The organism is Deinococcus hopiensis KR-140, from assembly GCF_900176165.1.
Taxonomy (GTDB): Bacteria; Deinococcota; Deinococci; order Deinococcales; family Deinococcaceae; genus Deinococcus; species Deinococcus hopiensis.
The window spans coordinates 269461-281055 of sequence record NZ_FWWU01000004.1 but is presented as its reverse complement, the minus strand read 5'-3'; the positions used below and the strand labels follow the sequence as shown (position 1 = coordinate 281055).

Annotated in this window: 10 protein-coding genes; 1 reads left to right on the top strand and 9 read right to left on the bottom strand. The window is 61.9% G+C overall.

What is annotated here, in order from left to right:
* Window positions 1–313: 313 nt before the first annotated feature.
* From B9A95_RS04450 to B9A95_RS04410, 9 genes are all read right to left on the bottom strand, one after another.
* Window positions 314–1978: a tyrosine-protein kinase domain-containing protein gene (locus tag B9A95_RS04450; protein ID WP_084045725.1), complete on the bottom strand. Its 1665-nt coding sequence runs from the start codon at window positions 1976–1978 to the stop codon at window positions 314–316.
* Between the two features lie 176 nt (window positions 1979–2154).
* The gene (gene hpaI / locus B9A95_RS04445; RefSeq protein ID WP_483863745.1) at window positions 2155–2919 is read right to left on the bottom strand and encodes an aldolase/citrate lyase/malate synthase family protein; all 765 of its coding nucleotides are present in this window, start codon (window positions 2917–2919) and stop codon (window positions 2155–2157) included.
* A complete protein-coding gene (gene hpaH, locus B9A95_RS04440) occupies window positions 2906–3778 on the bottom strand; it encodes a 2-oxo-hept-4-ene-1,7-dioate hydratase (RefSeq protein ID WP_084045723.1) in 873 nt (290 codons plus the stop codon). The genes hpaI and hpaH overlap by 14 nt, the downstream gene beginning before the upstream one ends.
* The gene (gene hpaD / locus B9A95_RS04435) at window positions 3768–4745 is read right to left on the bottom strand and encodes a 3,4-dihydroxyphenylacetate 2,3-dioxygenase (protein ID WP_084045722.1); all 978 of its coding nucleotides are present in this window, start codon (window positions 4743–4745) and stop codon (window positions 3768–3770) included. Before hpaD ends, hpaH begins: the two co-directional genes overlap by 11 nt.
* On the bottom strand, window positions 4742–6229 hold the full coding sequence (gene hpaB, locus B9A95_RS04430) for a 4-hydroxyphenylacetate 3-monooxygenase, oxygenase component (RefSeq protein WP_084045721.1): 1488 nt from the start codon (window positions 6227–6229) through the stop codon (window positions 4742–4744). Before hpaB ends, hpaD begins: the two co-directional genes overlap by 4 nt.
* A gap of 1 nt (window position 6230) precedes the next feature.
* A complete protein-coding gene (locus tag B9A95_RS04425) occupies window positions 6231–7043 on the bottom strand; it encodes an NAD-dependent epimerase/dehydratase family protein (RefSeq protein ID WP_084045720.1) in 813 nt (270 codons plus the stop codon).
* Window positions 7040–8593: a 5-carboxymethyl-2-hydroxymuconate semialdehyde dehydrogenase gene (hpaE, locus tag B9A95_RS04420; RefSeq protein ID WP_084045719.1), complete on the bottom strand. Its 1554-nt coding sequence runs from the start codon at window positions 8591–8593 to the stop codon at window positions 7040–7042. Before hpaE ends, B9A95_RS04425 begins: the two co-directional genes overlap by 4 nt.
* Window positions 8590–9357 (bottom strand): hypothetical protein, encoded by a 768-nt coding sequence (locus B9A95_RS04415; protein WP_139806445.1) that lies wholly within the window; start codon window positions 9355–9357, stop codon window positions 8590–8592. The genes hpaE and B9A95_RS04415 overlap by 4 nt, the downstream gene beginning before the upstream one ends.
* Window positions 9358–9407: 50 nt before the next feature.
* Window positions 9408–10208 (bottom strand): fumarylacetoacetate hydrolase family protein, encoded by an 801-nt coding sequence (locus B9A95_RS04410; protein WP_084045717.1) that lies wholly within the window; start codon window positions 10206–10208, stop codon window positions 9408–9410.
* An 85-nt stretch (window positions 10209–10293) separates the two neighbouring features.
* On the opposite strand from B9A95_RS04410, the gene B9A95_RS36535 reads away from it, so the two are divergent.
* Entirely contained in the window at window positions 10294–11517 is a 1224-nt protein-coding gene (locus B9A95_RS36535; RefSeq protein ID WP_342744556.1) for a PucR family transcriptional regulator, read from the top strand.
* Window positions 11518–11595 lie beyond the last annotated feature (78 nt).

The following is an 11595-nucleotide window of genomic DNA, read 5'->3' as shown; positions in this document are numbered from 1 at the left end:
TCTTATGTTCCTGGCACTTCAAGACTTCGAGTTCAAGGTCAAGTGGTGGAGGATTGTCCTTGAACTGTTGCTCCAACAGGACCGGAGGTCGCCCTGCCAGCCTACCGAAGGCGAAAAACAAAGTTCCGAGAATGGCGGTAAGGTTATTGTGCAGGCGGTGAAAGGAGAAGACGAACATCACTGCCCTATAAACGAGCCAATGGAGCTGTCGCCCAGACGGGCAAATAGAGTCTCCTCCACTCCTGCATCCATCAACCCAATCATCAACGTTGTCCATTATGCCGCTTAGCGTCTTCTTTGACCTGACTCGGACTTAGGGTTGTGGACTGGAAGTGCGACTTCCCGCCTGACCCTCGCTTCCATAGCCATAAGCGTAGTAGTACGAACTGCTTTGCCGAGCAATCTTGTTTACCACAAAGCCGAGGATGGGCACGTTGGCCACGCGAGCGTTCTGTATGGTGCGCTCAACGTCACTGAGACGCGTCTTGCCCGCTTCCACCACCAGCATGACACCCTCAGTAAAGGGTGCGACCGCCAAGGTATCGGGCAGTGAGAGCATGGGGGGTGAATCGATCAGCACGAAGTCATAGCCCTCCGACCAGCGTTCGAGGTGCGAGCGGAAGGTGGGTTGGTTGAGCATCGTCGGCATCCCCGCACCCCGGAGTGGTGCTCCGGCAGGCAGCAGGTCCACATTCTCAGCCACCCGCGTGACGTATCCAGCCTCGGGGCGTAGAAAGATCTCACTGAGCGTGGCTGCTGGGGGAAGTGTGGGATCGGTGCCCGGGAGGGGTTGTCGAGAGCCACGTTCCACTCCCCAGACCTTGGATTGGCTAGGACGGCGTAGGTCGGCGTCAATCACAAGTACCTTCAGCCCACTGGCACCCATGCTCTGCGCCAGCGCCGCCGTGACTGAGCTCTTGCCCTCACTGGGGTAGGCACTGGACATCACCAGGCGGCGGTGTGTGCCGCGTTGCAGCAGCGACTGCACGTTGATGCGTAGAAAGCCGATGCCCTCGTACAGCGGTCCGTTCTGGCTGGCCTGTACGAAGCCCTGCCCGAGGTCACGGCGGCGGAGCAGTGGCAGCTGTCCCAACACGGGCAGCCCCAGCGGCAGCAGGTCCTCCGAGCCGTTGACACGGCGACGCAGGCTGTCGGTGAGCAGCGCTCCACCAACGCTCAAAAACAGAGCGAGTAGTCCAGCCAGCGCGGCATTTCGCAGGGGCCTCGGAGAGACAGGGGCACGCGGCTCAACTGAGTCAGCCACCAGCACCAGGGTACCGCTCGCCGCTGTTTCCAGCACCGCCACCTGCGACAAGTTCTGCAGTACCGAGCCCTGTGCGGCCACCAAGCTCTGCCGCTCCAAACTGTTCACAGGCGTAGCCTGAATGCGGACGCCTAAGTCCCTGAGCTGAGCTTGCAGACTGTTGCGTGAGCGGATCACGCCTTGCTTCGCGCGGTTGTTGTCCCAGGCAATCAGGGACTCCACCCCCACCTGTGCAAGTTGCTGGGCGGCGTGGGGAGTTTCGCCACGCGCCCGGAGCTCGTACACGCCGCGCTGCTGGGTGTCCAGCCTAGCCCGCACCTTGAGGCGGGAGAACGTGCCGCTCGCCAGTTCATTCTCCAAATCCCCACTGATCTTTCGAATGACGGCAGGGTCGATGTCGGTCTTCTTGAGCCGCGCCACCACGTCCCGGACCAAGCTGCGGCTGTGGACCACTTGATCTACTGCGCCTTGCGGGAGCGGCGGAGCCGTAACCAACGTGTTATTGATTACCGAGTTCTGCGCGTCGTTGTCGAGGGCAATCACGCTGGTCGTCGCCTCATATACGGGTGGCTGCCGCTTCGAGAGCGCATAGGTTCCCCCTGCAGCGAGCACCGGGGCCAGCAGCAGCCAGGGAGCGTAGCGGCGCAGCGTTCCGAACACCTGCTTGAGGTCGATCTGGTCCGCGTCCGGAACACGAGAGGGAGACGGTTGCATGCGACTCACAGTGTAGCAAGCGAAGCGCTCTAGACACGCACCGGTCCCTTAAAGAGTCTTCGGCCTGATGGTGACATCCGAGAAAGAATGCCTCCGTCAACGGGAGAGGAACGGTGCAGGCTGGCGTTCTGCCTCGTTTGCACACCCCATGCTCGTCATGTGACGAGCAACGGGCCTTACGCCTTGAACTTTGCCAGCAAGGCCGAGGTTTGCTGAGCCAGCATCATGCTGTCCACCCCCACGGCGACGAAGGTGTAGCCCCATTGCAGGTATGTCCGGGCCATCACCTCGTCTGTCGCAAGAATGCCTGCTACCTTGCCTGCGCTCCGGATACGCCGCGCCGAGTCCTGAATGGCCGCCTGAACTTCCGGATGCCCGGCGTGACCAAGGTGGCCGAAGCTGGCTGCGAGGTCTGCTGGACCAATAAACACGCCGTCTACGCCGTCTACTGCAGCGATCTCTTCGAGGGCTTCCAGGCCAGTTACAGATTCCACTTGAAGTAGTAGGCAAATACTTTCGTTCGCCGTCTTCAAATACGCCGCGCTTCGGGAAAACCCGCTGACCCGGGCGATAGAAGCTCCCACTCCGCGAATCCCTTCCGGCGGATAGCGGGTAGCCGCCACGAGTTGACGGGCCTGCGCTGCCGACTCCACCATCGGGATTAGGAGGTTGCAAGCGCCGATATCCAGCAACTGCTTGATCTGAACAGGATCACCTACAGGGGGACGCACCACTGGATGCGAAGGGTACGGCGCGATGGCCTGAAGCTGAGTGAGGATGGACCGCAGGTCGTTGGGGGCGTGCTCGCCGTCTACCACCAGCCAGTCGAATCCAGCTCCCGCGCAGATCTCAGCCGTGTATGCATTCGCCAGCGCGAGCCAGAGGCCATAGACTGTCTCGCCCCGCTCGAGCGCCGCTTTGAACCCGTTAGTTGTGTCCACGCGCATCTCCTGTAAAGCGGCACGAGAAGGTGCCCAGCGGGCCGTAGTCGAATGTAAAGACGTCGCCCGAAGCGATGTCCACTGGGCGCGTGAACGACCCAGCCATCACGAATTCTCCAGCCCTTAGTCCCTCCCCGTGGGGAGCGAGACGATTGGCGAGCCAGGCAATACCGGCTGCCGGGTGCCCCAGCACGCCTGCTGCCACGCCCGTTTCCTCAATTACGCCGTTACGGATGCAGAGTGCCGCTGCCCATCGCAGGTCCAGGTCGTCTGGGCGCACGGCACGTCCACCTACAATTACGCCCGCATTCGCGGCGTTGTCGCTGATAGTATCCGTCACCCGGCGGGGTTTGCCTGTCTCTTTGCTCACTCGCTGAATCCTGGCGTCGATGATCTCAGCGGCGGGCGTCACGTATTCGGTAGCGCGCAGCACATCGAAGACGGTGACATTGGGGCCTTGCAGGTCCGCTTTCAGGAGGAAGGCGAGTTCCACCTCTACCTTCGGGGCCACAAAGCGCGACAGGGGAAGATCCCCGTTCGGCTCGAAGAACATGTCGTCCAGTAGTGCCCCGTAATCCGGCTCAGTGATCTGCGAGGCCATCTGCATCGCCCGCGAGGTCAGCCCGATCTTGTGTCCTACGACCTGCCGCCCGCCCTTTACCTTCTGTGCCACCCATGCCCGCTGCACGGCGTAGGCGTCTGCAATCGTCATGTTGGAGAAGCGTTCGGAGAAGGGGAGAAGTTGCACTCCGCTCACCTCCGCTCCTTCCAGTTCCGTGGCAAGGCCAGAAAGGGCTTCCTCGGGAATGACCCTCCCTGCTGCTGGCGAACGGCCAACGGCCGATGGCTCAGATGACATGGACCGGAATCCCCTTCAGTTCCCCCTCGACCGGCTCCACCCAGCCACCGCCGAAGGCTTCCAGGCGCGAACCTTCCTCGAACCAGCTGCGTGGTGTTTTCGCGCCCCAGAGCGTCTGCCGCCGGGGATCGTCGCGCTGCCAGCGGATCGTCTCGAAATCGGGGTCCACGGTGATGTAATCGGAGGTGTACAACTCGATGCGGTGGCCGTCAGGGTCACGGATATACAGAAAGAAGGCGTTGGAGATGCCGTGTCGCCCGGGGCCACGCTCGATGCGCTCGGGCTGGCGTGCGCCCGCGAGGATGTCACAGGTACGGATGATGCTCAGGGCGTCGGGCATCCAGTAGGCCCAGTGGTGCAGTCTTGGGCCTGCGCCGTTCGTCATGGCGAGGTCGTGGACGCCGCCCCGGCGCTGCACCCAGGCAGCCCAGATGCGGCCCTGCTCGTCCTCGGTGAGTTCAGAGGTGCGGAAGCCCAGTTCAGAGCCGTACCAGTTCATCATGGCTTCCACATCGGGCGTCATCACGTTCACGTGATCTACGCGCTGCAAGCCTGGCCCCCGGTGCAAGTGGTAGTCCTGCAGGTGCCACTTGTGCGTCTTGCTCTCGCGGTAGAACGCCACAGGTACGCCGAAGGGGTCCTGCATCCGCAGAATTCGGGGGCGGTCCAGCTCCTCCTCCCAGCGGTAGGGGAGACCCTCGCGCTCGGCTAATACCACCAGGGCGTCGAGGTCGGCATCACTCCGCACCCTGTACCCCAGGTGGCGTACGCCCGCTTCCGCGCTTTGCTCCAGCTTCAGCGTCCATTCGCGGTCTTCCACGCCGCGCAGGTACAGCGCTCCGCTTTCCTCATGCAGCACGTTGAGGCCCAGCAGGTTCACGTAAAAGTCGCGGGAAGCTTCGAGGTCCGTCACGGTAAAGATGGTCTGCGCAATGCGAATTACATCGGGGCGAGCGGGGGCGGTCATGCCGTCACCTCTTCCTGTTGCGGCTTCTCGCTGCGGTTGAGGAACGCCTGAATCCGGTCCACATAAGGCCCCTTGTTGTACACCTCGTACAGCGCCGAATGCATCCGCACGGGGTCCCCAAAGAAGAACTTCTCGTACAAGCTCTGCCGTCCGCCGAAAGAACTCATGGACATATCCCAGGCGAGGCGGAAGAGTTTCAGGCGCTCCTCGGCGGTGGCGTTGCCCGCTTGCAGGTACTTGGCGATCTGCGGCCCCAGCGGTCCCTCGCGGTCGGCCTTGCTCGGCATCATGATGATCCCCGACGCTCCCAGGTACTGCAGCAATTCGGGCAGGCGGGCGTACACGGCCGGGTAGTAGTTGCGTGCGGCGTCCAGCGGTCCACGGGCGGGCGTCATCACGCCGTATTTGTTGAGCGTGGCTCCATCGCGCGCTGCCACTTCCAGCGCCTTCATAATCTCCAGCATCACGATGATCTCGGCGACCTTGCTCTGGACGTGCTGAAACTGCCCACTGCCAATGGCGTTCACGATGCTCTGCGCGGTGCCCAGGAACGCCTCGGTCTTGGCGACTTTCAGGTTGACCACCTGATACGCCATGTGCAGCACGGCGTCGGTGGCGGCATATGCCTTGTTGGCCAGTTCCACGTCATACAGCAGGAAGACGCGCTCCCAGGGTACAAGCACGTCATCGAAGATCACGAAGGCGTCCTGCTCGTCAAAGCGGCTACCAAGTGGGTGATCTTCTGGGTCGCGACCCACGTCGAACGGCTCGCGGCACTGGAAGCTGAGGCCGGGCGCATTGCATGGCAGCGCAAAGCCCATCGCGTAGCGGCTCTTGTCAGCGTTTTCCTTCAGCACAGTGGAGGGAAAGACCAGAATCTCGTCCGCGATGGGCAGCGTCGCCATCATCCGTGCGCCACGCACGATGACGCCTTCCTCCGTTTCCTCCACCACCCCGAGGGCGATGTAGGGGTCAGGCATCTCCGAAGCCATCTTCGCGCGGTTGACCTGGGGATTGGTCAGGGCGTGCGTCAGGCACAGATCGTTGTTGCGCACAAACTCGTAGTACCTGCGCATGTTCGCTGCAAAATCGCGTTTGCCCTCGCCACTGGCCGTGCAGGAGGCGAAGTAGTCCGCGCCCATGCCCGCCGCCATCACGTTGGCGTTCATGTAGTCAGGTGCCCGGCCCAGGAAGCCCAGACTGAAATTGGCGCGGATGCGGTGCGACTCCCCAAGTTTTGCCAGGTCTTCCTTCGTGCGCGGCACCATAAAGGAGGTGGCGTAGCGCTGTCCATTCTCCTCGTAGGTCAGCACGTCTCGGAGATCGGGCTGGTTCTGAAGGTCGTACAGCCCGGCGAGCGAGTGGGCCATGTTGCGGGTGGCAAGGTGGGTGGTGGGGTCTTCCACCCGCTGCCCGTCGATGTAGAGGGTGGGCGGGTTCTGGCGCAGGCGGTCGAGGAACTCTTGGCCGGTGATGGCGGGCATCTTACTTCTCCTTCCCGGCAAGGCCGGTGTAACTCGAATCCACGAAAATTCCGCCCTGACGCTGCTCGGTGATGTCCTCTGGGGCACCGTGAATGTGCTCCACCTCGGCGGCGTAGGTTTCGGCGTTGTCCTGTGGTACGTAGCCCAGCACGTCCCAGCCGTCCTCCGTCATCCAACGGCGGGTGTTGCCACTGATACCCGCAACGACCAGGAAGCCGACGCTCGGCACGGTGACAGCCTTCTCGAACATCTGAACTGTGTCGCGGGGCGAAAACCAGGTGCTGAGATGCCGGGCGTCTTTCGGCATGTCCTGGAAAGAGCAGATGCGGACACTGACAAACTCCATGCCGTATCGCTCGAAGTACATGCGGCCGAGCGCCTCGCCAAAGACCTTGCTGACGCCGTAGTAGGTGTCGGGGCGCACGGGCACGTCCGTCCCAATCTGCTCTGAGCGTGGGTAAAAGCCGACGGTATGGATGGAGGAGGCGAAGGCGAGCCGCTGCACTCCTGCCTGCCGCGCCGCTTCCAAGACGTTGTACGTGCCGTCGATATTCACGTCGCGGAGGCGCTCGTAGGTGTGCTCGTTGGCGATGCCTCCGAGGTGAATCACGGCGTCCACACCTTCTAAGGCCCGCCGAACGGCGTCGAAGTCCATGAGGTCGGCTTGGACGAGCTCCTCGCCTTCAATCGCCTCTCCCAGATCGCGGTTATCTGTGAGGCGCAGAAAGGGGAAGTGTCCACGTAAACCCTCGCGCAGGGCCGAGCCGACTTCTCCAGCGGCCCCGGTAATGAGGAGGCGGTGAACGCTGCTCATCCCTCCGCCACCGTCTTGTCCACCACGGGGGGTTGCCCCACGCCGAGCTTGGCCGTCTTGTGCGTCCCCAGGCTGATGGCAATGTTCTTCGTTTCCATATAGAAGTCGAAGGAATAGTCACCGCCGTCGCGCCCGATGCCGCTGTTCTTCACGCCACCGAAGGGCGTCGGCAGGTGCCGCACGTTTTCCGAATTCACCCACACCATGCCCGCCTCCAGCCCCTGTGCAAAGCGGTGAGCGCGGGTGAGATCATTGGTCCACAGGTAGCCCGCCAGCCCGTAGCGCACGTCGTTGGCAATAGAGAGGGCTTCGGATTCGTCAGCAAAGGGAATGGCCGTCAGCACAGGACCAAAGATTTCTTCCTGGGCGATCCGCATGTTGTTCCGCGCCTGGGTAAACAGCGTAGGTGTCACGAAATTGCCCTGCTCGCCCACCTGCTGCCCGCCCGCCGCGATGGTCGCGCCGTCCTCCTGGGCCTTACCGAAGTACGAGATCACCTTCTCGAAGTGGCGGGGGTGAATGAGCGGCCCCACCTCCGTGTTGGGATCGAGCGGATCCCCTACCCGAATGTTCTTCGCGCGCTCGGCAATCCGAGCGGTGAATTCATCGTAGATGCCTTCCTGAATCAGTACCCGGCTGGAGGACGTGCAGCGTTCGCCATTTAGGCTGTAGATCATGAAGACCACGGCGTCGAGGGCTTTGTCGAGGTCCGCGTCGTCAAACACCACCACCGGGTTCTTGCCGCCCAGCTCAAAGTGCACGCGCTTGAGGGTGTCAGCTCCCTGCCGCATGATGTGGCTGCCGGTGGTCGTCTCGCCGACAAAGGCGATGGCGTGAATGAGGGGATGCTCGGTGAGGGCCTTGCCGGCGCTCTCACCGAAACCGTGGACGAGATTGTGCACGCCCTTTGGGAGTCCTGCCTCATCCATGATTTCGGCAAGCAAGGTGGCCGTCACCGGGCTCCACTCGGCAGGCTTGTGGACCACGGTGCAACCCGCCGCAAGGGCCGGGGCGATCTTCCAGGTGGAGAGCATGAAGGGTGTGTTCCAGGGCGTGATCACACCCACGGGGCCGATGGGCTGGCGCAACGTGTAGTTCAGGAAGCCAGGGGCAGGGAGGCTTTGACCGTCCGCTGCTCCGGGGGCCCGGTCCGCGTAGAAGCGGAAGTTCTCCGCCCCGCGCACTGCCGCCGATTTCATAAAGCGCATGGCCTGTCCGGTGTCGACGCTTTCCAGCACGGCGATCTCCTGCGCACGCTTCTCGATCAGGTCTGCGACCTTGTGCAGTATTTTGCGGCGTTCACTCCCACTGGCCTCGCGCCACGTTTGGAAGGCGTCGTGTGCGGCGCGAGCAGCGCGGTCAATGTCCGCCGCGTCTCCACTTGCCACGGTCGTGAGGTGGGAGTTGTCGGTGGGCGTGTGGGTGTGGAAGGTCTCGCCGCTCTGTGAATCCACCCACTCGCCGCCGATGAAGTGCTTGAGTCCATCTTTCAAGCGGCTCTCGCGCAGCCGGGCGGCGAGCTCGTGGTTGGGGCTGAGGGTCTGGGTCATGGTTGCTCCTTGGCAGGGAGGGAGACGGAGTAGGCGAGGAAGGGTTCGCGGCGCAGGACTTTGCCGTTTTTGAGGACAGTCACGCTCGCCCCGCTTTCAGTCATTTCTACCCGGTAGGTGTAGCCGTCGGGCGTGGTCCAGAGGTAAACGCGTTGAAAGCCAGTCACTCGGCTGGATTCCCGCGTCGTGGCTCCGTAGGCCGTCTGGTCCCCCCGCAGCAGAACGCCCCGCGTGCCGTTGAAGTTCTGGGTGCCGTATGTAGTCCGCTTGCCGCTGTCCCACACGGTGACGGTGCGGTTGGCCGTTGTACCTACGAACGTGGCCTGAGGCTCATAACGGCAGTCATAGATCCTGTTGCCGAGCTTGAACGGTCCCACCTTCGTCATGCGGTAAGCAGGATCGTTGACGTTCTGGACATTGCTCAGATGGACGTAGGAGGCTGGGGTCTGCGCCGCCATCTGTCCGGCAGGTGTCAGGGCCACGTAGACGTTGCCTGCCCCCGCATCATTGGGGCCAAGTTGCCAAGAGGCTCGCTGCAACTGACCGGTCTTGGCTTTGGGCCACGTCAGCAGCGTAACGGGCTGGGGCGTCATGGCGACTTTTGTCGGCTGTGTCACCGCCAGCACCCGGTCAGGCGCGTCGCACCACGCAAAGACCGGCTGAACCCGGCCATTCACATTGGCGTAGGACTGCATCTCAGAATGTACAGGCGCGGCCAGGGCAAGCCCGGGGAGGCCCAGCAATAGGGCAGACAGGAGCTTCATGCTTCCAGCCTGCGCCCGGTGCATGAGCCTTTCTCCCGGTCCAACGCTCCTCAACGCCCGTCCCACTCGCCTTCCTTGCTTTCTTTTCCCTTGATGGGCTCAGCCCCCTCATCCTCCTCCTGAATGTCGTTTTGCAACACGCCCAGGCCTTCCACCTCCAGCCGCATCACGTCGCCGGGGTGAACGTGGGAAATGCCCTTGGGGGTACCCGTCAGGATCACGTCGTCTTTCTGGAGGGTCATGAAGCGCGAGATGTGCTCGATCAGTTCGGGAATGCCGAAGATCATGTCGCGGGTGCTGCCTTCCTGCCGCAGCTCTCCATTCACGTGGGCAGTGAGCTTCAGGTTGTGCGGGTCAGCAACTTCGTCTGCGGTGACGTAGTACGGGCCTAGAGGTCCAAAGGTGTCCCAGCCCTTTCCGCGCAAGGGGGGGCGGAAAGTATTGGTTACGTAATCGCGGACCACCAGGTCATTGCCGATGGTGTAGCCGCCAACGTAGTCCATGGCGTCTTTCGCCTTTACCCGCCGGGCGTCACGCCCAATGATCACACCCAGTTCGACTTCGTAATGCATGAACTCAGCCCCGCGCGGGTAGATCACTGTGCCCCGGTGTGGCAGCAGCGTAGTGTTGGGCTTCCAGAACAGGGCGGGCTCTTTCGGTTGCGTTAGGCCCAGTTCGCCCGCGTGGTCGTTGAAGTTCAGGGCGAGGGCGATGACCTTGGGCGGGTCCACCGGGAGGCGGAACTGCACCTGTTCTGGATCGTGGGCTACGCCAGCCGCGTCAATGAGGTGGCCGTCTTGAAGAAAGCCGTTGAGGAACCGGCCTCCGGCGATAAAGCGGGCGAGTTTCAAGGATGCGCTCCAATCATGAGGTCCTCCGGCAGAGGAAAGGGTCTGGGTGCAAAGGGTTGCCTCCTCAGCATAAGGGGAAGGGCACATGGTGCGAATGGTGCAAAAGGTGAATCCTGAGCCCCAACCTTGTAGTTTTGAACAAATGCCTCAGCGTGCAGAAATGGCTCGGCCTCCCGAACTGCCCGACGCCTCGGTCCTGGCCCTGCCCGGCATGGCTGACCTCCTGCGGGCCCTGCGCTCCGCCGCCACCGGGCCTCAGCCGGAGCGCGAACTGACGGCGTTGCTCGCCCAGCTGACAGGTGGATTCGCTGAGATCCGTGCCAGCTGGGGAGATGTTGTGGCGTCGTCGGGACAAGAGACTGGACCGCTCCTCATACGCCGACTGACGTACAGCGATCCCATGGGGGATCGCCAGGTCGGTACCTTGACGCTTTCTGTTCCGGAAGCATGGAGAACGCTCTTGCCCCTGGCTTCGGAATATGCCCTCCTTGCACGGTTGCAAGCGGCGGCTGCAGGAGCAGCGCGGAGGCGGGTAGGGGAGCGGGCCTTGGAAGCGCTTTTATCCGGAACTCTCCAGAGTGAAGAGGCTTCGCGTGAGGAACCTGTCGCTATCGCCGTCGCTGCTTTCACTCATTCTCCCAGACCAGGAACGGTGGGGCGAGGGGCATTCGCTCAAGCGTTGGATGTGCTTACGGCGGTTGGTGAGGGGTACTTCTTGGAGCGGGGATATTCGTCATCCTCCACTGTTCGGGGTGAGCGTGGAGTATGGCTTTGGCACCCGACAAAAGTGGAGCGGGCCACCCTCGAGCGGGAAGCCCGCGATCTACATAGGGCGCTAACCGTCAGTACTGCTCGCGAGGTGCGGGTAGGCGTAAGTGGGCTCCACATGGGCCTGTCCTCTGTGCGTGCAGCAGAGCGTGAAGCCCGACAAGCCCTAGCGGCCACGCACCAAAAGCAGATGTTCACGACGTATCACACGATGGATCCTTTGTATGCCCTGCTGACCACAGGAGCCCTCGACACCCTCCATGATCAACTCATTGCACGGCTTTGCCGTGGGGACGATAAGGGACGCATTGTCTCGACCCTCCGGTCCTTTCTCAGTTTTGCTGGCAGCCTCCCTGAACTGGCGGAACACCTTCATATCCATGTCAATACTCTCCGCTACCGCTTGAAACGTGCTGAGGAATTGTTGGGAGGCAGTTTGAAGGATCCCGCACTATTGGCCCGCCTATACCTTGCATTCGAAGCAGAACGCTCTTCAGAAATAGAGAAGTTGGATGATGTTAGGGAGACAGGAAAGTCATAAGCTGATATTTTAGTGAAATTGGTATCATTAGCTATAGTGGGCTCAATCTTAACTTGACAGCTTTCTAATCCTTCTTTT